The 19,273-nt window shown below is 71.3% G+C and carries 22 protein-coding genes and 1 pseudogene; 11 read left to right on the top strand and 12 right to left on the bottom strand.

The genetic code is table 11. The features are described 5' to 3' along the window. Positions 1-57 precede the first annotated feature (57 nt). Positions 58-939, top strand: a complete 882-nt coding sequence (locus tag WA762_RS26165) for an IS5 family transposase (protein ID WP_335938860.1) — start codon at positions 58-60, stop codon at positions 937-939. 32 nt (positions 940-971) lie between these two features. Here WA762_RS26165 and WA762_RS26170 read toward each other — a convergent pair whose 3' ends face one another. After that, complete coding sequence (locus WA762_RS26170) at positions 972-1,697, bottom strand: hypothetical protein (RefSeq protein WP_335938861.1); 726 nt, start codon at positions 1,695-1,697, stop codon at positions 972-974. Positions 1,698-1,812: 115 nt separating this feature from the next. Between WA762_RS26170 and WA762_RS26175 the strand changes: the two genes are divergently transcribed. Next, the gene (locus WA762_RS26175; RefSeq protein ID WP_335938862.1) at positions 1,813-3,045 is read left to right on the top strand and encodes an IS4 family transposase; all 1,233 of its coding nucleotides are present in this window, start codon (positions 1,813-1,815) and stop codon (positions 3,043-3,045) included. Positions 3,046-3,367: 322 nt separating this feature from the next. On the opposite strand, the gene WA762_RS26180 is transcribed toward WA762_RS26175, so the two are convergent. Beyond that, on the bottom strand, positions 3,368-3,988 hold the full coding sequence (locus WA762_RS26180) for a TetR/AcrR family transcriptional regulator (protein WP_335938863.1): 621 nt from the start codon (positions 3,986-3,988) through the stop codon (positions 3,368-3,370). A 48-nt stretch (positions 3,989-4,036) separates the two neighbouring features. Between WA762_RS26180 and WA762_RS26185 the strand changes: the two genes are divergently transcribed. Continuing rightward, the gene (locus WA762_RS26185) at positions 4,037-4,588 is read left to right on the top strand and encodes a GNAT family N-acetyltransferase (protein ID WP_335938954.1); all 552 of its coding nucleotides are present in this window, start codon (positions 4,037-4,039) and stop codon (positions 4,586-4,588) included. Positions 4,589-4,759: 171 nt separating this feature from the next. After that, positions 4,760-5,029 (top strand): MFS transporter, encoded by a 270-nt coding sequence (locus tag WA762_RS35765; protein ID WP_443080678.1) that lies wholly within the window; start codon positions 4,760-4,762, stop codon positions 5,027-5,029. Here WA762_RS35765 and WA762_RS26190 read toward each other — a convergent pair. The 3 genes and pseudogenes from WA762_RS26190 to WA762_RS26195 form a co-directional block, all read right to left on the bottom strand. After that, on the bottom strand, positions 4,977-5,819 hold the full coding sequence (locus tag WA762_RS26190; protein WP_335938956.1) for a LysR substrate-binding domain-containing protein: 843 nt from the start codon (positions 5,817-5,819) through the stop codon (positions 4,977-4,979). The two genes, WA762_RS35765 and WA762_RS26190, sit on opposite strands and share 53 nt — an antisense overlap. Before the next feature lies 1 nt (position 5,820). Continuing rightward, positions 5,821-6,018 (bottom strand): annotated as a pseudogene (locus WA762_RS35770) (LysR family transcriptional regulator); the annotation flags it as partial. Beyond that, a complete protein-coding gene (locus WA762_RS26195) occupies positions 6,015-6,587 on the bottom strand; it encodes a TetR/AcrR family transcriptional regulator (RefSeq protein ID WP_335938864.1) in 573 nt (190 codons plus the stop codon). The gene WA762_RS26195 and the pseudogene WA762_RS35770, both read right to left, overlap by 4 nt. Before the next feature lie 145 nt (positions 6,588-6,732). Here WA762_RS26195 and WA762_RS26200 point away from each other — a divergent pair, with 145 nt between their 5' ends. The 3 genes from WA762_RS26200 (at position 6,733) to WA762_RS26210 (ending at position 9,125) form a co-directional block, all read left to right on the top strand. After that, positions 6,733-7,926 (top strand): MFS transporter, encoded by a 1,194-nt coding sequence (locus WA762_RS26200; RefSeq protein ID WP_335938865.1) that lies wholly within the window; start codon positions 6,733-6,735, stop codon positions 7,924-7,926. A 234-nt stretch (positions 7,927-8,160) separates the two neighbouring features. After that, the gene (locus WA762_RS26205) at positions 8,161-8,550 is read left to right on the top strand and encodes a DUF8051 family protein (RefSeq protein ID WP_335938866.1); all 390 of its coding nucleotides are present in this window, start codon (positions 8,161-8,163) and stop codon (positions 8,548-8,550) included. Further along, positions 8,547-9,125, top strand: coding sequence for a TetR/AcrR family transcriptional regulator (locus tag WA762_RS26210; protein ID WP_335938867.1), 579 nt, complete (start codon positions 8,547-8,549; stop codon positions 9,123-9,125). The genes WA762_RS26205 and WA762_RS26210 overlap by 4 nt, the downstream gene beginning before the upstream one ends. 108 nt (positions 9,126-9,233) lie before the next feature. On the opposite strand, the gene WA762_RS26215 is transcribed toward WA762_RS26210, so the two are convergent. Beyond that, positions 9,234-10,328: a winged helix DNA-binding domain-containing protein gene (locus tag WA762_RS26215; protein ID WP_335938868.1), complete on the bottom strand. Its 1,095-nt coding sequence runs from the start codon at positions 10,326-10,328 to the stop codon at positions 9,234-9,236. A gap of 322 nt (positions 10,329-10,650) precedes the next feature. Further along, complete coding sequence (locus WA762_RS26220) at positions 10,651-11,073, bottom strand: VOC family protein (RefSeq protein ID WP_335938869.1); 423 nt, start codon at positions 11,071-11,073, stop codon at positions 10,651-10,653. A 140-nt stretch (positions 11,074-11,213) separates the two neighbouring features. On the opposite strand from WA762_RS26220, the gene WA762_RS26225 reads away from it, so the two are divergent. From WA762_RS26225 to WA762_RS26235, 3 genes are all read left to right on the top strand, one after another. Then, positions 11,214-12,203: a helix-turn-helix transcriptional regulator gene (locus WA762_RS26225; protein ID WP_335938870.1), complete on the top strand. Its 990-nt coding sequence runs from the start codon at positions 11,214-11,216 to the stop codon at positions 12,201-12,203. Positions 12,204-12,752: 549 nt separating this feature from the next. Then, complete coding sequence (locus WA762_RS26230; RefSeq protein WP_335938871.1) at positions 12,753-13,415, top strand: DUF4232 domain-containing protein; 663 nt, start codon at positions 12,753-12,755, stop codon at positions 13,413-13,415. A 106-nt stretch (positions 13,416-13,521) separates the two neighbouring features. Next, positions 13,522-13,794, top strand: coding sequence for a hypothetical protein (locus WA762_RS26235; protein WP_335938872.1), 273 nt, complete (start codon positions 13,522-13,524; stop codon positions 13,792-13,794). 77 nt (positions 13,795-13,871) lie between these two features. On the opposite strand, the gene WA762_RS26240 is transcribed toward WA762_RS26235, so the two are convergent. From WA762_RS26240 to WA762_RS26255, 4 genes are all read right to left on the bottom strand, one after another. Next, positions 13,872-14,690: an endo alpha-1,4 polygalactosaminidase gene (locus WA762_RS26240; RefSeq protein ID WP_335938873.1), complete on the bottom strand. Its 819-nt coding sequence runs from the start codon at positions 14,688-14,690 to the stop codon at positions 13,872-13,874. A 362-nt stretch (positions 14,691-15,052) separates the two neighbouring features. After that, a complete protein-coding gene (gene gap, locus WA762_RS26245; RefSeq protein ID WP_335938874.1) occupies positions 15,053-16,051 on the bottom strand; it encodes a type I glyceraldehyde-3-phosphate dehydrogenase in 999 nt (332 codons plus the stop codon). Positions 16,052-16,155: 104 nt separating this feature from the next. Next, on the bottom strand, positions 16,156-17,112 hold the full coding sequence (locus WA762_RS26250) for a GlxA family transcriptional regulator (RefSeq protein WP_335938875.1): 957 nt from the start codon (positions 17,110-17,112) through the stop codon (positions 16,156-16,158). A gap of 109 nt (positions 17,113-17,221) precedes the next feature. Beyond that, complete coding sequence (locus WA762_RS26255) at positions 17,222-17,668, bottom strand: TIGR03618 family F420-dependent PPOX class oxidoreductase (protein WP_335938876.1); 447 nt, start codon at positions 17,666-17,668, stop codon at positions 17,222-17,224. A gap of 117 nt (positions 17,669-17,785) precedes the next feature. On the opposite strand from WA762_RS26255, the gene WA762_RS26260 reads away from it, so the two are divergent. Continuing rightward, positions 17,786-18,544, top strand: a complete 759-nt coding sequence (locus tag WA762_RS26260) for a hypothetical protein (RefSeq protein ID WP_335938877.1) — start codon at positions 17,786-17,788, stop codon at positions 18,542-18,544. A 14-nt stretch (positions 18,545-18,558) separates the two neighbouring features. Here the strand turns inward: WA762_RS26260 and WA762_RS26265 are convergent, their stop codons facing one another. Beyond that, entirely contained in the window at positions 18,559-19,245 is a 687-nt protein-coding gene (locus WA762_RS26265; protein WP_335938878.1) for an NUDIX domain-containing protein, read from the bottom strand. Between the last annotated feature and the right edge of the window lie 28 nt (positions 19,246-19,273).

Genomic DNA, 19,273 nt, shown 5'->3' on the forward strand with positions numbered 1-19,273 from the left:
CTAGGGCCTGTCCAAGGGTTTGCGTGACAAGCTGACAGGTGAATCGTTCCATCCGTTGTGGGGCGGGGTGATCTGACAGATGCGGAGTGGGCCCGGCTGGAACCGCACTTGCCGAGGAGCACAGGCCGAGGCGGGCGGTGGAAGAGCCACCGGGTGGTGATCAACGGCATTCTCTTCCGGCAACGGACCGGCATCCCGTGGCGGGACCTGCCCATGCGGTTCGGCAAGTGGAAGACGGTGCATGACAGGCATCGCAGGTGGTCGGCGGACGGCACGTGGGACAGGATCTTGCAGGCCGTCCAGGCCGACGTTGATATCGAGGACCGTCTCGACCGGACGATGGCGGGGGTGGACTCGACGGTCTGCCGGGCGCATCAGCACGCGGCCGGTGCACGCAAGCAGCCTCCGTGCGTCCCTGGCCGACGAAGTCGGCCCGCTCATCATCGGGACGACGAAGGGCTGGGCCGTTCCCGAGGAGGGCTGACCACGAAGATTCATCTGGTGGGTGAAGGCGGGCGGCGTCCGCTGGCCGTGCTGATCACACCAGGGCAGGCAGGCGACGGACCGCAGGTGATCCCCGTATTGGAGCGCGTCCGTGTGCCGCGCCCGGCCGGCGGGCGTCCTCGCACTCGGCCGGAGCATCTCGGCGGAGACAAGGCGTACAGCTCCCGCCGCAACCGCCACTATCTGCGACGCTGGCAGATCTGGCACACCATCCCCGAGCGCCGCGACCAGCAAGCCCATCGGCAAAACCGCGGTAGCAAGGGCGGGCGGCCCGCTGGCTTCGACCGGGCCCGTTATGCCCGCAGGAACGAGGTTGAGTGCACGATCAACGCCCTCAAGGGCTTTCGTGCCGTGGCCACTCGATTCGACAAACGGGCTTACGTCTTTCACGGCACGGTGACCGTCACCGCGATCCGTCTCTGGCTCCGCTCCTGAGCCCTTCTCGCCTACTTCCGACCCACCCTGGCCTACTGCACGACGGGGCGGTTGGCGGATGTGTACTCGTCTGTGATGTTGAACACGCTGGCACAGTGTGGGCATTCGGCCTTGCCGAAAAGGTGGGCGATTCCGTCGGCGAGTGCCTCGTGCCCGTCCCGGACGGCAGTTTCGTACATCCACCGGCCGGTGCCGGAGAGTGCCTCGCAGGGCGCCGGCCGTAGGCCACGGCGATCCACGTCGCCCCGGTTCCAGTCCCGGATCGTTGAATAGCGCCCGTGGTCTCCGATGGCGATCGTCACTTCCACGGCGCAGTCGGGGCAGGCCAGGTGGTAGAAGTCGTCCGTGAAGTCCCCCAGGACGGCACTCCAGTGGTACTCCTCCATGGCCGCGAGCGAATCGAGGAAGGCCGCGAGGTAGTCGACCGGCCGCGATTGCAGGTGCCGGTCGAGCAGCTTGCGGAACTCTGAAGTCTCTTCAGCGCAGTTCGCCAGCAGATCATCGCAGCCGTGGTGTCCTGCCGCGCATCGCAGGATCGTTCCCGCCAGTCCACGCGCCCGTGCACTCCTGGAGGCAAGACACATCAGGCGCGGCAGGGCGGCAAAGCTGGCAGGGAAGACGAGGTCATGTTCGAGGACCAGCCGGTATCCCAGCTCCTTCCATGTTTCGGCGTTGTCCTCGAGCTCAACCTGTTCCAGAAGCGCGGGGACTCGATCGACATCCCCGTAGCAGTCGTGCATCTGCGTCCAGTTCACCACCTGGGCATTAAAGCGCCTCATGGCAGCCGGGGTGGGCGCCCCTGTTCCTGACTCATCGGACACCCCCTAAGGGCAATACCGGTGACTTTGAGCTGGGTTGGTCGTTGGATGTGTTGTGCCAAGGCCTGGGCAGGTGAAGTCGTCGGGTGAGCGGTTGTCGGACCGGATTGCTTTGGGGGTGTTGACGCGGGTGTTTCCACCTGGGGTGGTGGATGAGGTGATCGCGGAGTGCGGGCGCCGGGAACAGCGTTCCCGGCTGCTGCCGGCCCGGGTGGTGGTGTATTTCGTGCTCGCGATGTGCCTGTTCTCCGGGCAGGGCTATGAGGAAGTCGCCCGGCTGCTGACGCAGGGCCTGGAACGGGTGCGGCAGTGGGAGAAGCCATGGCACGTGCCGACGACGGGTGCGATCGGCAGAGCCCGCAGACGGCTGGGGCCGGAGCCGTTGAAGGCACTGTTCGCGCGGGTTTGCCGACCGGTGGCCGTCCAGGACACGGCCGGCGCCTGGTATCGCGGGTGGCGGCTGGTCGCCGTGGACGGCACCGTCTTCGACGTCCCGGACACCGAGGCGAACAGCACGTACTTCGGCCGTCCCGGTTCCGGCCGGGGACAGCAGCGCAGTGCCTACCCGCAGGTGAGGGTCGCAGCCCTGGTGGAGTGCGGGACGCATGCGGTGTTCGCCGCGGCAACCGGCCCGCTGTCGGTTCATGAACAGCAGTTGATTCCCGGCCTGCTGGGCCGGCTCGAGCCGGGAATGCTGCTGATGGCCGACCGCGGCATCACCGGATTCGAGCTGTGGCGGGCCGCTTCGGGCACGGGCGCGGACCTGTTGTGGCGCGTCCGCAAGAACATCGTGCTCCCGTTCCTCGAAGCCTTCGAGGACGGCTCCTACCTGTCCGAGATCGTCGCGGCAGGCGACCGCAAGCGCCAAGATCCGGTCCGGGTCCGCGTCATCGAGTACACCCTCGGCCGTGAGGACGACGGCACCGTATACCGGCTGATCACGACCGTCTGCAACCCGCAGGAGGCCTCTGCTGCCGACCTGGCGGGCCTCTACCATCAGCGCTGGGAGATCGAGAACACCCTGGACGAGATCAAGACCCACCAAGGTGGCCGACAGCTGGTCCTGAGATCGCAATACCCCGATGGCGCCGAGCAGGAAATCTACGGCTTCCTCCTCGTCCACCACGCACTTCGGGACGTCATGCACCACACCGCTCACCAGGCCGGCCTCGCCCCCGACCGGCTGTCCTTCACCCGCACTCTTCGCATCGCCCGCCGCCACGTCACCGGCCAGGCGGCACCTTCCCCCCTCACGACTCAGCCAAGCCCTGACCCACACCATCCGTGAGCTGCTGGAACGACTCCTGCCACCCCGCGGGCAACGCTCCAACCCCCGCGTCATCAAACGCAAGATGGCCAACTGGCACCTCAAACACACCCACCACCACAACCCGCCCCGACCACCCACCAGGGCAATCACACTCGTCCCGCCCACCAAACCAACCAGCAAGCACCAAAAAAACACCTAAATCACCGGTATTGCCCCTAGGCCGGGAACCCACCGCGCCGGACACCGTCCTGCTCGCCGAACGCCTCCGCGAGCGCGGGGCGCGTCAGGACCCGCGGGAACGGGACCACGGTGACGGCGAGGGCGCGATCCGGCCCGGACGTCAGGACGAGGAAGCGCGATCGTCGCCGGACGGAGGCGGGGAGGCCAGCGCGGCCAGGTAGTCGTCGAGGAGTTCGGTCTGGCGGCGGGGCGGGAACGCCTCGGGGCTGAACAGGGCCTGCACCACCAGGCCGAGCGCGAAGGACTGGGCGCCGGCCGCGATGCGGGCCGGGTCCCCGGCGGGCAGTTCGCCCAGCCGCTGGGCCGCGGCGACCAGGTCGCGCAGCTTGTCGCGGCTTCGGGCGTACTTGCGGGCGTAGTCGTCGCTCAGCTCGGGGTCGGCGAGCGCGGCGTCCCAGGAGGACACCCAGATCCGGTTGCTGACGGTGGCCTCGCCCGTCAGCGGCAGGATGTCCAGCAGGGCGGCCCGCACGGCGGACATCCCGTCCCCGGCGGCACGCCGGGGACGGGAGGCGGTGCGCAGGTCGAGCAGGTCGAGGGCGTGGGCGACCAGGTCGCGCTTGGCGGGGAAGTAGTGGGTGAGCAGGCCGGTGGTCGCGCCGAGTTCGGCGGCGACGGCGCGCATGGTCAGCCCGCCGAAGCCGTGCGCGGCCAGCACCCGCCAGACCGCCTCGGAGACGTCGCGCCGGCGGCCCTCGTGGTCCCCCTTGGTACGTGGCATGCTGCTACCGTACATAGCCATAACGTTTGTTTTGTGAATGGGGCCATCATGTTCTCCCTCCCGCTGCGGGACGACGCCTGTCTCCGTCCGCTCGAGATATGGCACGCCGAGGAGTTCGCCGCCCACATGGACCGGGCCCGCGAACACATCCGGCCGTGGGTCGGGCCGGCGTTCGTCACCGACGATCTCGACGGCGCGCGGGCCACCTTGCGCCGGTACGCCGACCGCCAGGCCGCGGACGGCGCCCGCCTCTACGGCATCTGGCTCGACGGCACGCTGGTCGGCGGCGTGATGTTCGTGGACTTCGACGCCGCCGCCGGCTCGTGCGAGATCGGTTGCTGGCTGGAGCCCTCCGCCGAGGGGAACGGCCTGATCACAGCGGCCTGCCGCACCCTGCTGGAGTGGGCGTTCACCTCCCGGGGCGTGCACCGTGCCGAGTGGCACTGCCGAGCCGACAACGAGCGCAGCTCCGCCGTGGCCGAGCGGCTCGGCATGACACGCGAGGGCGTGCGACGCGAGTACTGGCCGTACGGCGGCACCCGTCACGACAAGGAGCTCTGGGCGATCCTGGCCCCCGAATGGCGCGCCCGTCACCGCTGATCCACACCTTCGCCGTGCCGCCCCCGGGACCTCCGCCACGACGAGCCCGGGGGCGGCGGCGAGTCGGCAACTTCGTCATCGGGACTCTGGCCGGGAACGCCGCTCGGGCCGCCGTCATGACGGCGGTCGGCGGTGTCACCGCCGCGACATTCGCTCTGGCGTCCGGCGGCGGTGTCGGCGATCCTCCTGCTCGTCGTGTGGGGGTTCGGATACGGCGGTGTCTCCGTCTCGACGCAGACCTGGACGGCCGCCGCCGACCCGGGTCGTGTCGAAGCCTCCTCGGCGCTGTGGGCCGGGGTGTTCAACGCGAGCATTGCGGTCAGTGCGGTCATCGGGGGGTCAGCGATCGACGGAGCCGGAGGGGCGGCGGTCATGTGGGTTGCGACGCTCATCGCCTCGTGCGCGCTCGTCGTCGCGATCGTGACGCGCCCTCGCCGGTGAGCGCGTCGCCGCCGGGACCTCGTCGTCGGGATCTCGTCGTCGGGATCTCGTTGCCGGGACCTCGTTGTCGGGCGGCGCGGGTCCGGAGGGCCAGTTCCTCGGAGAATCGCGCGATCAGCGGGTGCTTCGTGTCATGGCGGGTCAGCGCGACCATCGAGGCGTCGGGCAGGGACGGAACGTGGACGAAGCGCACACCCGGGCGCGAGAAACAGGCGGCAGCGGCCCGGCACAGCAGCACCCCGTGCCAGTTGCTCGCGACGAGCGGCAGCGCCTCCTGAAGCGTGGTCGCGGTGGCGCTGTAGTGCAGTTCGTATCCGTCCTCCGTGTGGTGCGGAGCGTTCGCCTCGCGCCAGTACGCCGGTGCCCGCGGCGTGGGGGCCACCATGCCCACGCCCGCGAGATCGGCCGAGGTGACACGCTCTTTCGCGGCGAGCGGGCGAGCGGGCGAGCGGGTGAGCGCGGGAGACCGCGAGACACTGCGGCTGACGCGAGAACTCGACCAGGCGCGCCGGAAGCCGTCTTCCGTGCTGGGGGCGAGGACGACGGCCACATCGATGTCGCCGGCGTCCAGCCGGGTGAACGGATCGGCCCACGGCGGTTCGACCAGATGCGTGAGTTCCGCCGGGGAGCGTCGCGATCGCTCGGCCCGACGACTCGTACACCGCGCCCTGGAAACCGATCCGCAGCGGGCGCTCCGGAGACAGGGCCCCGGCCCGGGCGTCGGCGAACCCGCGCCGCAGACGGTCGATCGCGGGCGTCGTCCCGGCGGCCAGCGCCGCTCCCACGGCAGTCAACGCGACGCGTCTGCTCGTGCGCTCGAACAGCGCCCCGCCGACCCGTCCTGCCAGCCGTTTGATCATCTGCGAGACGCGCCCCTGGGACACCCCGAGCCGCTCGGCGGTGCGACCGAAATGAAGCTCCCCGGCCAGCACCGAAAAACACTCGAACTCCCGCAGGGGCAGGTCCGGCAGCGGCCCGGAGGCCGTCATCGGCTGCCGAGACGGGCGACGATCAGACGCGCCGCCGCGATCGCTTCCGCCTGCCGGGCCGCGTGATCCTCCGAGCGACCGGCCGCGACCCAGCGTGAGGCGTCGACCAACGCGCCGTTGAGCAGCACGGCCAGGGTCGAGGCGGCTACCTGCGTGGACAGACCCCCGGCGCGCTGTGCGCGGTCGATCGCGTCGGTGATCGACCGTATGCAGGACGCGGTGGACGACTCGACCGCATCGGGCAGCACGGCCGGGGCGTCGTGGAAGACGATCTGCTGCACGTCCGGCGCCTGGGTGAGCTCGATGTAGGCGACACAACGAGCCGTCAGCGCGCCCAGCGGATCAGGGGCTTCGGCCGCCGCGGCGTCCAGGCTCGCACTGAGTTCCGCGTCCACCGTCTCCACCACGGCCGCGAGCAGACCGCTCTTGCCACCGAAATGGTGATACAGCGCGCCTCTGGTCAACGAGGCCGACGCCGTCAGATCGTCCATCGACGTCGCCGCGTAACCGGCATCGCCGAAGTGGCGCCGGCCGGCGTCGATCAGGGCCTGCCTGGTCGCATCCAGCATCTCCGCCCGGGTCCTGCGCCCCACGGCTCCTCCGTCCCTCGGTGCCGCAAACGTAATTGACATACGAAACGTATGTCAATTAGCGTCATTCGCATACGCGGCGTATGTGAATGAGGCCGTGTGCGGTCCCGCAGGCAGGAGAATCGTGTTCACTCGTTACGCAACGCTGTTCCGGCACGCCGGTGCGGCCCCGATGACCTCCGCCGGGGTGCTCGCGCGCATGCCGTTGTCGATGGTCGGCATCGGCATCATCACGATGGCCTCCCGGACCCATGACGGCTATGCCCTGGCGGGTGCGCTGGCCGCCTGTCACACTCTGGTCGCCGCTGTCGCCTCGCCGCAGGTGGCCCGCCTGATCGACCGATACGGGCAACGCCGCGTCGTCGTTCCCGTCGCCGTCTCCAGCGCCGTCTGCATCTGGGCGATGGCCGCCGTTTCGGCGTCCGGCGGACCCGACGCGCTCCTGTTCGTATTCGCCCTGCTGGCCGGCGTGACGCCGAGCGCTCCGGCGTTGGTGCGGTCCCGCTGGAGCCACATCCTTCGCGAATCGGGCGATACGCACGCCGCGTACTCCTGGGAGACCGTGCTCGACGAGGTCTGTTTCATCCTCGGGCCTCCCCTCTCCATAGGTCTCGGCGTCGCCCTGTTCCCCGAGGCGGGCCCCGTCGCCGCGAGCGTCTTCCTGCTGGCGGGAACGTCGTGGCTGACCGCGCAACGCCGCACCGAGCCCCCGATCGCGGCGCCGTCGCACGGCGAGCGACCGGGCGGGCCGGGTTTCCTCCGCGTGCTCACGGGTCCGACCGTGACCGTCGTCGTGGTCGCCATGACGGCGATGGGAGTGATCATCGGCACCGTCGATGTCGTCTCCGTCGCGTTCGCCGAGGCCGCGGGTGACACCGCGCTGGCGAGTGTCGTTCTCTCCGTCTACGCGGCGGGATCATGCCTCTCGGGCTTCGTGTTCGGCGGCAGGACGATCACGCGCCCGATCGGCGGGCTCCTGCGGGTGGGACTCGTCGCCACCGCGCTGACCACCGTGCCCATGCTGCTCGCCGGATCGATCGGCGCTCTGTCCGTCACGGTCTTCGTCGCGGGCGCCTTCTTCGCCCCCACCATGATCCTCAGCTCTCGGCTCATCGAGAAGAACGTCCCGCAGGCTTCGCTCACCGAGGCTCTCACCTGGACGACCGCGGGCCTGAGCCTCGGCGCCGCGATCGGCCCCGCGGCCGCGGGGCCCGTGATCGACGGCTTCGGCGCGAGCAACGGGTTCTGGATCGCGGTCGTCGCGGGCACGGCGCTGCTGCTCCCCGCCGCGCTCCTGAGGCGCGCCTCCGCCGCCTGACGCCGAGTCCGGCCCCGGCCCGCGCCCGGGGCCACGTACGCACACGGCGCGCTCGGCCGGGCGTGCCCCGTCTCCCCGGGGCGGACGGACTCGCTGTCCGTCACGCCATGGCGGGGCGGCGTTCGCCGAGCGCGCGCCCCTGAGCGACGCCTTCCCCTTGAGTTGATTTGGACGACCGTCCAGGACTATCGTCCAAACAGATGGCCGATTCCGGCCCGTTTATCGGAGGGCGCAATGAACCAACCCCTGCTGGCAACGGTGACGGCGGCGCTCCTGGTCTGGGAAGCGCTCCTGCTGATTCCCATGGTCCCGGGGAAGCTGATCGACACGAGGGACTTCTCCCCGCTTCCCCGGTGGCAGTTCAACAGCTTCAACGTCTATCTGACCTCTCTGGGGCTCGCCAGCTTCGTGGTGGCCGGGTTCGCCATGGCGAACCATCACTGGGCGTTCGTGGCGGCACTGGTGCTGAGCCTCGGCTACATCGCGGTCTTCGCGGCCGACCTCGGTGCGGTCTTCCCCGTCGTGCCCGACCGCCTGCCGGTACAGTTGCTCGTCCTCGAAGCGATCGCACTGGCCTCGGCCGGCGTGAACGTGGTGGTCTCGATCCAGGGGATGCGACTGTGAACAGCGAGTCCACGAAACACTCACGCCGGACGGACACACGCGAGAAGATCATCGAGGCCGCTGCCTCGCTCATTCCCGAGTTGGGCTGGGGCGATGTGAGCAGCCGACGGGTCGCGGAGCGCGCGGGCGTGAACACCGGTGTGATCCACTACCACGTGGAGAGCATCGGCGAACTCCGGCGCATCGCCGCCGTGCGGAAGATCCGGGCGTTCTTCCTCGACCGGATCGGCGAAGCCCTGGCGCAGTCGGATCCGGCCGCAGCCGTCGAAACCATGCTCCGCAAGCTGTCGGCCAACGATCCGCGCGACCCGGAACTGCTGCTGTTGTACGAGTCCCTCGTCGCAGCGAGCCGCGACGACCGGCTGCGCGCCGAGATCGCCGCCTTGCTGGCCGAGTTCCGGCAGTGGCTGTGCGACTGGTTCGCCGCCCGGGGAGTCACGCGACCGCTCGCCGTCGCGGTCACCCTCACCGCGGCGATCGACGGCTACCTGCTCCAGCGTTCGCTCGACCCATCCGTCGACCCCGGCCCCCTCATCGACGGCCTGGTCGGCCTGGTCCGGCAGTACCTCGCGTAGATCGGGTGCGGACGCGCAGGCCACCGAAACGCGCGCCGCCGCGCACCGACCCGGATGGCGGCGTCGAAAGACGCGGCGCCGCCGCCTTCGCGTCATCGATGACGCGGTTCAGCCGGGGTCGGCGATATGTGTCGTGTCGATGTTCTGGTCCAGGAAGGCGGCCATCATCCGGCCCTCCGCCTTGAGGTCCCGCCGTTCGAGCCGGGTGAGGATGCGCAGGGGAGTGATCGTGAGGCGGCGGTCGCCGGTGGTCCATGTGGCGGCGACACGGCCGTCGACGAGGACGGCGCGCTGTCCGGCGACGGAGAGACCGAGGTGCCTGTCGTCGACGATGCGGCTGCGGTCCTGGTAGCCGAGGATCGCGTTGTCGAAGGCGGGCAGGAAGCGGACCGGGGCGGGGGTGTCGGGGTGCGGGCGGGGCGCGTCGGGCAGGTCGAGGAGTCGGCGGCCGCGTTCGTCGCGGAAGGCGACGAGGCTGCCGCGGAGGGCTCTGACGGCGGCGGGCAGGCCGGCCAGGCCGCTCCAGGCGCGGATGTCCGCGGTGGTGGCAGGGCCGTAGGCGGCGAGGTAGCGCAGGACGAGTTGCTGTCCGACCGGATCGTCGGGATCAGCGGGCGCGGGTGTGACGGGGCGTCGAAGCCAGGTGGTCAGGGGGAGATTGTGGACGCCCGCGGTGTTCTTCCACAGTCCTCTGGGCGGCAGTTGGGCCATGGGGATGAGCGCGGCCACGAGGAGCTCGCCCAGTACCCGGCGGGGCGGGCCGGGCCATCGGTCGCGGAGGGCGTCGACGAGTTCGGCCATGGTGCGAGGTCGTCCGTCGGACATCACGGCCCGGCCCGCCGCGGTCAGTTCGGCCAGGTCGACGTCGGCGAGTTCGCTGCGGTACGTGGACAGGGCCCGCTGCCGCAGCATGGCGTCGTGGCGGGCGCGCCAGGCGAGTGCGTCGTCGGCGGTGACGAGGTGGACGGTGCGGCGCATGAGGTGGGTACGCACGACGCGGCGGCCGGTGACCAGGCCGTCCAGGTCGGCGGGGGCGAACGCCCTGACGCGGGACCACAGGCCGATGAACGGCTCCTGCGGGGCCTGCGCCTGGAGTCCGGCCAGGTGGGACACGGCATCAAGAGGGGTGCAGTCCTCACGGTCCAGCAGGTACTGGCGGGCGAGGGTGGCCCGGTTGAGGTCGCGCAGGGTCAGGACATCCATGGTTTCCTCGGGCTGTGGCGCGCTCCGCGGTGGGGCGACGCGGTCGGTCGGGAACGGTGAGCGGGCGGGACTGGCAGAAGGCGTCGAGCGGGCCGGCGTCGGCGCCCGGCGGGACGACTTCTTCGAACCCGTCCAGGACGCCGTCGTCGTCGACGACGACGGTCGGGGCGCCTGCCGGAAGGCCGTCGAACTGGTCTATGGGCAGGCCGAATCGACGCATCCGCGGGACGGCGTTCTCTCCGCACGCGCCGATTGCCGCCGGCCGGCCGGTTCCGGGAAACGAGCGGGGCGGACGCCCGCAGCCGCGTCCGCCCCGGGCGGGTCAGCCGTTGTGGGGAGCAGTGACGTCCAGGACCCAGGTCACACCGAAGCGGTCGGTGAGCATGCCGTACAGCGGCGCCCACGCCGCGGGCTCCAGCGGGCGCAGCACGTTCGAGCCGTCGGCCAGACGCCGCCACAGGGCGCTGATCTCATCGGCGTCCTCGCCGCGCACGGACACGAAGAACGGGTTGGCGCCCTGCTCGTAGGGCATCGCCGAGGGCACGTCGTAGGCCATGACGCGGAAGCCGTTGCCGGCGACCACCTCGCCCCACATCACCCAGTCCGCCTCGCTCTCGTCCCGGACGTTGCCGGCGTCCCCGTAGGTCACCGCGACAGCGCGCCCGCCGAAGACGGACAGGTAGAAGTCCAGCGCCTCGCGGGCCGAGCCGCGGAAGTTCAGATGCGTGGTGGTGGTGACGGACATGGTCTGCTCCTGGCCTGGTGAGTGCCGACTGAGGCGATCGCGGCGATGACGGGGCGAAACAGCCCTGATCAGCGAGCCGGGGGCTACCGTGCCACCAGTAGAGGACAGGTTGTGTCCTCTGCTCCGGTCATCATGAGGACATGCGGAAAACCTCGTCGCGGCTCCTCACACTGCTCTCCCTGCTCCAGACCCGCCGGGAATGGCGCGGAGAGGACCTGGCCGAGCGGCTGGAGGTGACCGTGCGCACCGTGCGCCGCGACGCCGACCGGCTGCGCGCGCTGGGCTACCCGGTCGCCGCGGTCAAGGGACCCGCCGGCGGATACCGCCTGCAGCCCGGGGCGCATCTGCCCCCGCTGCTCTTCGACGACGAACAGGTCATCGCTCTGGCCGTCGCCCTGCAGAGCACCGCCCACCCCGCGATCGCCGAGGACGCCGAGCGCGCGCTCGCAACGATCCGGCAGGTCCTTCCCTCGCGCCTGCGACAGCGCATCGACGCACTCCACGTCACCACCGTCCGCCCACCCGAACCGGACGCATCGACGACGCGCGTCCTCGATCTGCTCAACACCTTGAGCACCGCGATCCGGCGCCGCGAAGAACTGCGCCTGGACTACACCCCACGTCTCGACGCCGCGCCGCGGCGACGCCGGGTGCAGCCGCACCACCTCGTGGCCTGGCGCACCCACTGGTACCTGCTGGCCTGGGACCTCGATCGCGACGACTGGCGGACCTTCCGCACCGACCGCATGACCCCACGCACTCCGACCGGCCCGCGCTTCACCCCGCGCCAGGTGCCGGGCGGAGACATCTCCACGTTCGTCACCAGCCGGTTCCGCGGCTCCGACGGCACTGACACCGCCTGGCCCTGCCGAGGCGAGGTGACCCTGGACCTCCCCGCCACAGAGGTCGCCCCCTACACCACCGACGGCATGGTCGAACCTCTCGGCCCCGCACGATGCCGCCTCATCACCGGATCCTGGTCCTGGACCGCCCTCGCCGCCGGCCTCGGCCGCTTCGACGCGAACATGCGCGTCATCGGCCCGCCGGCCCTCCGCGAAGCCTGCACCGCGCTCGCCCGGCGCTACGCCGACGCCGCAGCCCCGTACCCGGAGCGAGCCCAAGGCGTCTGATCTGTGCCCGCGAGAACCCTTCACCCGGAGGACCAGCCACTTCCCTTCGTGCCGGACGAACGGCCGTTGAGCGGCCGGGGCTGCGGCCACGATCGGAGCGGATCAGCGGTCGGGCCTCTGCTCCCCCGGTTCTGCTCAGAGTCTCTCGTGAACAGAACCAGACCGCGCAGGACGACCTTTCATCTCGCCGGTCGTGGTCAAGACCCGCCGGGTTACGGGTCTGTCCCAGCGGGCGGCGGATTGCGAACAGGCGCGGAACCGCCGTCCCGGCCCGTCGGCGGCGGCGCCCCGCAGCGGGTGGCGCACCGGGTTCGGGCCTTGTTTCCCGTGCTGGACGGCGGCAGGAGAGGGGCCGGGGGAGGGGCGGTCCGGGCGGGGCGTGCCCGGCGGTGGTGCGCGTTGTGCCCGGCTGTGCGTGTAACAGGGCTGTATTGGAGGGCGGTTGGGCGGAACGGATCGCCGGGCCCGGTGGGTCCTGGTGATCAGAAACGCTCGCTCGTACCGACTCGTGCCGAGCAGCCGCCCCCCACCGACATTGAGGAAGAAACGATGCGCGTTCACAAACTCGCCTTCGCCGTCCTGGCCGTTGCCGCGAGCCTCTCGCTCACGGCCTGCCAGAACGACGACGACGGCACGGGGCAGAGCGACCCGTCGTCCGCGTCCACCGTGTCTTCCACGAGCGGCGGTTCGGGCTCGGGCGGTTCGGATCAGGGTGGCGGGAAGGCCCCCGCCGGGAACGGCGCCGACGGGCAGGGCACGGCCGCCGGAACCGGTTCCGACGAGAACGGCAAGGCCGGCAAGTGCCGCACCGACGAGCTGGAGATCACGGCGACGGACAGCACCATCGACGGCGACACCGACGGCACCGTCGCGGTGACGCTGAAGAACGGCGGCGGCCGGGACTGCACGTTGTCCGCGTACGCCGGCGTCGACCTGAAGACCAGCTCGGGGCCGCTCTCCGCGAAGCGCACCGGCGAGAAGGCCGACCCGTTCGTCCTCAAGGACGGGAAGTCGGTGTCCTTCGGCATCGACTACCCGATCAACAAGTCGGGCGGCTCCGGCGTCCGCGTCACGGGGCTGGTGGTGACCCCGCCGGACGAGACGAAGTCGGTCACCCTCGACTGGCCGGGCGCCGGCACGCTGCCCGTCACGGACGGTTCCGGCTCCCCGGTGAAGGTCGGCCCGATCGGGAGCGCCGGTCAGGGCGACTGACCCGTACGGCCGACCGCAGCGGGGCGAACGCCCGCTCCGGGTCCGCTTCCGCGGCTGACGCGAACGGACCCGTCCGGCTGTCAGTGGCGGCTGCGAGGCTGAACGGATGAACCGTTACGACGAGCAGCTGCCTCCCCGCCGGGTCTACGGCGCCGACCACGACCAGCCGGGCCCGCAGCCCGATCGGCGCTACGCGGAACTGGTCGGCGGCCCCCTGGACGGCCTGTTGTTCGACATCACCGGCCGGACGCAGGGCGAGGCCGGCACCGGCGTCGCCCTCCCCACCGAGCTGGGGCAGTTCGGCCCCGGCGGCCGGGCGGTGTACGACCCGCGCCCCGGCGACCCGGCCCGCTTCGACTGGACCGGCGACACTCCCTGACCGCCCCGGACGGTTCTTCCCAAGGGGGGCGGCGGGGAGGCCGTGCGCATCGGCGGAAGCGGAACAAGGCACACGCGTCAGCAGTGCTCGAAGACGTAGGCCTTCTTCGTCGGGGGCACCAGGTCGCGGTCGCGCAGGATCGTCATCGCCGGGCGGTTCTTCAGCGCGCAGACCGAGGACCACTTCCGCCCGGTGCCGTCCGAGTACTCGATGTCGATGACGTGCCTGCCGTACGCCTTCGTGTACGCGTCGCACTCCTGATACTCGACGCACTCCTCGGCGACGACGAAGTCGAATCCGGTGCTCTTCCGGCCGGAGGCGCCGAGCTGAGGGGTGTTCTTCTGCCCGGCGGCCAGCCCGTCGCGGTGCGCGATCCCGACGAGCGACTTCGCCAGTGCGAGGTTCCCGGACCGCGTCAACGCCCCGTGCGACCGGGTCCACGAGTCGAGATTGTCGAACTCCACGGCGTCGAACCCCCGGTCGGCGCATCGGGCGATCGACTTCGTCAACACCTTCGTGATCGTGGCCCGCTTCGCCGCGGTCGTGGTGTCGAGCAGCATCTCATCCGGCCAGCCCGGGTCGGACACGGGGCTGCCGGCGGAATCCCGCAGGATCGCGGCCGGGTACTTCGACTTCCACAGGCCGGCGTCTTCCGGCTGGGTCTGGAACCCGTTGACGTAGCAGATGTTGTACTTGTCCTTCGCCGGGTGCGCGGTGCTGTCCCGCTCCACGATGGTCACCCCGGCGGGCGGTGTGTACGACCCGCCGAGCTGGTAGTCCGGCACCCCCGATGCGGGCAGGTTTCTGTATGGGACGTCGGAATCGTCGGATCCGGACGCGGCATCCCCGGCGGCACATCCGGCGATGCCGAGCACCGCTGCGAGCGATACGGCCACGGTCGGCAAGAAGATACGGGTTCGCACGTCGGCAAGCCTCGCATGCGCGAGGACCGAGGCCGGACGCGGCCCATGGACCGCGACGTCCCGCGCACACCGGGCCCGTGGGCAGGGGCATGCCGGGCGTCTCGTCGGCCTCGGGCCGGCCGCCGAGCGAACGTCGGGGGCCGGCCCGGCACACGATCACGGGGGAGCCGTGGACACGGCCCGTCGGCGACGATTCGACAGTCCTCGACGCGGTCACGGACGTGCCGGGGGCGTTCCGGACCGGAGCAGGGCGGCCCCGCCGCTTCGCCGTCGTCCGGCGCCGCCCGTCGCCCCTGCCGGAAGCGTCGCGGAGGGCGGGGCGCCGCCCTGTCCGGTCAGCGGGCGGCGAGGAGTTCGAGCGTGTCGATCACGCGGTTCGAGAAGCCCCACTCGTTGTCGTACCAGGCGACCACCTTGATGTGGCGCCCGTCGACCCGGGTGAGGGCCGAGTCGAAGATCGACGAAGCCGGATTGCCCGTGATGTCGGACGACACGAGCGGCTCCTCCGAGTACTCCAGCACACCGGCGAGCGGCCCCTCCGCCGCGGCGCGGTACGCCTCCAGCACCTCGTCGCGCGTCACGTCCCGGGCGACGGTCGTGTTGAGTTCGACGATCGAGCCCACCGGAACCGGCACGCGGATCGAGTCGCCCGACAGCTTGCCGTCGAGGTTCGGCAGCACGAGGCCGATCGCCTTGGCGGCGCCCGTCGTGGTCGGCACGATGTTGACGGCGGCGGCGCGGGCCCGGCGGGCGTCGCGGTGCGGACCGTCGTGCAGGTTCTGCTCCTGCGTGTAGGCGTGCACGGTCGTCATGAAGCCGTGCTCGATGCCGGCGAGGTCGTCGAGCACCGCGGCCAGGGGCGCCAGCGCGTTGGTCGTGCACGAGGCGTTCGAGACGATGGTGTGCGCCTCCGGGTCGTAGGCGTCCGTGTTGACCCCGAACGCGAGCGTGACGTCGGCGCCGTCCGACGGAGCGCTGACGAGCACCTTCTTCGCGCCCGCGTCGAGGTGGCCGCGGGCGGCCGCGGCCGACGTGAAGCGGCCGGTCGCCTCGAGCACGATGTCCACGCCGAGCTCGGCCCACGGCAGCTGCGCCGGTTCGCGCTCGGCGAGCACCGCGATGCGACGGCCGTCCACAACGAGGGCGTCGCCGTCGACGGTCACCGGGCGACCGAGCCGGCCGGCCGTGGTGTCGTAGGCGAGCAGCCGCGCGAGGGAGCCGGGCTCCGTGAGGTCGTTGACGGCGACGACCTCGAGGTCGCTCTCGCGTTCGAGCAGCGCACGGAGGACGTTGCGTCCGATGCGGCCGAATCCGTTGATGGCGATGCGAGTCATGAATGGTGTCCCTTCGGTTCGCCACCAATCTCGCCTCCGCGCATCCGTCCGCGACAGCGGCCTGATCGCCACGGTTCAAAAGGATCTCGCCACGCGCCGCGAGGTCACTCGCCCTGGGTGAAGGTGCGCCGGTACTCGCTCGGCGTCGTGCCGAGGATCCGCTGAAAGTGCAACCGCAGATTGGCGCCGGTGCCGAGGCCGACGTCGGTGGCGATCTGCTCGACGCTCCGCTCCGAACATTCGAGCAGTTCGCGGGCCAGGTCGACGCGGGCGCGCATGACCCACTGCATCGGCGTGTAACCCGTGTCCTCGACGAAGCGTCGTGAGAACGTGCGCGGCGACACCGCCGCATGCCGAGCGAGCGCCTCAAGGGTGAGGGGCCGGCCGAGCCGGTGAAGCGCCCACTCGCGGGTGGCGGCGAACCGCTCGCCGAGGGGCTCGGGCACGCTCCGAGGCACGTACTGCGCCTGACCGCCGCTGCGGTAGGGGGCCGCGACGAGGCGCCGGGCCGCATGGTTCGACACGGCCACTCCGAAATCGCCGCGCAGGATGTGCAGGCACAGGTCGATGCCCGAGGCGGCGCCGGCCGACGTCAGCACGCTGCCCTCGTCGACGAACAGGACGTTCTCGTCGACCTGAACGAGCGGATGCCGTGCCGCCAGCGCCCGCGCGTAGTGCCAGTGCGTCGTGGCGCGCTTGCCGTCGAGCAGGCCCGTGGCGGCGAGCGCGAAGGCGCCCGTCGAGATCGCCGCGAGCCGCGCGCCCCTGGCATGGGCGGCGACCAGCGCGTCGAGGACGGCCTGCGGGGGGTCGTCGCGGTCCGGGAACCGGTAGCCGGGGACGAAGACGATGTCGGCCCACGCGAGCGCGTCGAGGCCGTGGGCGACGCTGTACGACAGGCCGTCGCCGCCGGTCACGGGACCGGGCGCCGCCCCGCAGACCCGCACCTCGTACGGCATGCTCGCGCGGGTCGCGAAGACCTGCGTGGGAATGCCGACGTCGAGCGGCTTCGCACCTTCGAGCACGAGGACGGCGACGCGATACAGGCGGGAGGGTGGCACGGGAGAGAGGCTACGTGGCGGGTGCCTGAACCCTCGAACCGGCGGGCGGCGCGGCCGTGCTTCCTCTGAGGCGAAGCCGCGCCGACGACGGTCGCGGCGGACGTGCCGGTCAGGGGGCGGGGACGGGGCCGCCGGGCCGGAACCGCTCCACCCCGACGATGTGCCGCACCTTGACCGGGCGCACGACCACCGTGACCCGCCGTTCCCCCGGCATGGTCCACTCGAAGCGCTCGACGCCCAGGTACTTGCGGGCCAGCCGGTCCATGCGGTCGTGTGCCTCCTCGCCCTCGATGAAGCGGGCCACCGCACCGCTGATCTGCACGCGGTCGAAGGGGTCGGCGGTGTCCGCGTGCGAGAGATAGACGCGCGGGTCGCGGCGCAGGTTCTCCTCCTTCACCCGGCCCACCGAGGTGTTGAACGTCAGCTCCCCCTCCCCCTCCAGATCCACCCACATCGGGCTGACCTGCGGCGCCCCGTCGGCGAACACGGTGCCGACGTACCAGATGTTGGGGGCTCGCAGGCGGGCGCGGACGGCTTCGTCGAAAGTCGCGGTCATCCCGGGAGGCTACCAACCGTGATGGGCCGGGGAGTTCGGGGAGACCGCGGACCGGCTGCGACCGGGGCGAGGAGGTTCCCCGGGAAGGCGCACCGGCATACCGAGTATGCTCACGGAATGAAGATCACGGTGTACGCCCTCGCGGCGGGTGCCGGGTTCGGCGCGCTCACCTCGCTCGCCAACGCGCTCTCCTCGCCGTACTCGGCACTCGGCGCCCCATGGGCGGGCACGGTCTGGGCCGGTGCGGCCAAGGTGCTCAGCCTGCTCGTGGGCCTCGGCTGGGCGTGGGCCGCGCTCGCCGTGGTGACGGGCCGACTGGCCAGGACGTGGACGCGAGGCGCCGTGGCCGCGGTGCTCGCGCTGAGCGCCGCCACAGCGGCGTACTACCCGACGGACGCGTTGCTTCGGGACGAGCCGTTCGCCCTGTACTGGCCGGAGCTGCTCACGTGGTGGACGGCGAGTGTGCTGTTCGGGTCCGTCCTGGGTGCGGTGGGCGCGGCCGTCGAGCGCCCCGGCATGTCCGGCTTGCTCGCCGGGCTGGTGGTGCCCGTGGGCGGTGCGGCGCAGATGATCGCGATGCCGCCCCGGGCGGGCGTGGGCTTCGCGCGGGAGACCGTCCTGGCCGAGGCCGTCATCTGGGCGATCTCGGTGATCGGCGCGTGCCGGGCCGTCCACCGCTTCTGGGCCGCGAGGCGCGGGCGGCCCGGCGGCCGTGCTCCGACGGCCTCGCCGGTCACCCCGTCCCACAGTCGGACCGCGCCGTCGGACGACGGCGTCGCCGCCGCGCACCCGCCGCCCGGCGGCCACGCCTCCTTCCCGTCCGCGACCGCTCACCGTCACCGAGGAACCGGAGACGCCGCGCGGGGAGCGGGGTGAGGAACGCCGGGGTGTCAGCCGGTGCCCCCGGTGCGGGCGAAGAGGCCGTTCAGGGCGGCCCACTGCAGGAGCAGGATGGTCTTGCCATCGGCGACACGGCCGTCGCGGACCATGGAGAGGGCCTCGGAGAAGGGCAGTTCGAGTACTTCGATGTCCTCGCCGTCCTCCTCCAGCCCGCCGCCTTCCCCGGTGCGGTCGGCCGGCGTGTAGGGAGCCGTGTAGAAGTGCAGGCGCTCGGTGACCGAGCCGGGACTCATGTAGGCGTCCAGGACATGAGTGAGCGGGCCGAGTACGACTCCGAGCTCCTCGGCGGCCTCACGCCGGACGGCGGCGAGCGGGGCGTCGCCGTCGAGCAGGCCGGCTGCGGCCTCGATGAGCATGCCGTCCGGGTGCCCGTTGACGTAGGCCGGGTAGCGGAACTGGCGCGTGAGCAGCACGCGGCCGCGGCCGGCGTCGTACGGCAGGACGACCGCGCCGTTGCCGCGGTCGTAGGTCTCGCGCTGCTGGGTCTCCCAGCGGCCGTCGCGGCGTCGGTAGTCGAAGGTGGTGCGGCGCAGCACGTGCCAGCCCTGGGAGGTGAGTTCCACGTCCCGGATCACGACGTCGGGGTTGCGGTCCAGGTCGCGTCCGGCGCGGTCGAGGCCGGTGCGGCCGCGGTGGTCGGGGGCGTCGATGCCGGGGCGGGGCGTCGGACTGGTCATGTGCTCTCCTGTGAGGTGAGGTGAGGTG

The sequence above is a fragment of the Streptomyces tyrfis genome (genome assembly GCF_037034285.1).
GTDB lineage: Bacteria > Actinomycetota > Actinomycetes > Streptomycetales > Streptomycetaceae > Streptomyces.

Bases quoted from the DNA above. Each gene is read 5' to 3' on its own strand.
- WA762_RS26180 (WP_335938863.1), bottom strand. From the start codon at position 3,988: ATGCCACGTACCAAGGGGGACCACGAGGGCCGCCGGCGCGACGTCTCC.
- WA762_RS26185 (WP_335938954.1), top strand. From the start codon at position 4,037: ATGTTCTCCCTCCCGCTGCGGGACGACGCCTGTCTCCGTCCGCTCGAG.
- WA762_RS26195 (WP_335938864.1), bottom strand. From the start codon at position 6,587: ATGCTGGATGCGACCAGGCAGGCCCTGATCGACGCCGGCCGGCGCCAC.
- WA762_RS26205 (WP_335938866.1), top strand. From the start codon at position 8,161: ATGAACCAACCCCTGCTGGCAACGGTGACGGCGGCGCTCCTGGTCTGG.
- WA762_RS26215 (WP_335938868.1), bottom strand. From the start codon at position 10,328: ATGGATGTCCTGACCCTGCGCGACCTCAACCGGGCCACCCTCGCCCGC.
- WA762_RS26220 (WP_335938869.1), bottom strand. From the start codon at position 11,073: ATGTCCGTCACCACCACCACGCATCTGAACTTCCGCGGCTCGGCCCGC.
- WA762_RS26225 (WP_335938870.1), top strand. From the start codon at position 11,214: ATGCGGAAAACCTCGTCGCGGCTCCTCACACTGCTCTCCCTGCTCCAG.
- WA762_RS26230 (WP_335938871.1), top strand. From the start codon at position 12,753: ATGCGCGTTCACAAACTCGCCTTCGCCGTCCTGGCCGTTGCCGCGAGC.
- WA762_RS26235 (WP_335938872.1), top strand. From the start codon at position 13,522: ATGAACCGTTACGACGAGCAGCTGCCTCCCCGCCGGGTCTACGGCGCC.
- gap (WP_335938874.1), bottom strand. From the start codon at position 16,051: ATGACTCGCATCGCCATCAACGGATTCGGCCGCATCGGACGCAACGTC.
- WA762_RS26255 (WP_335938876.1), bottom strand. From the start codon at position 17,668: ATGACCGCGACTTTCGACGAAGCCGTCCGCGCCCGCCTGCGAGCCCCC.
- WA762_RS26260 (WP_335938877.1), top strand. From the start codon at position 17,786: ATGAAGATCACGGTGTACGCCCTCGCGGCGGGTGCCGGGTTCGGCGCG.
- WA762_RS26265 (WP_335938878.1), bottom strand. From the start codon at position 19,245: ATGACCAGTCCGACGCCCCGCCCCGGCATCGACGCCCCCGACCACCGC.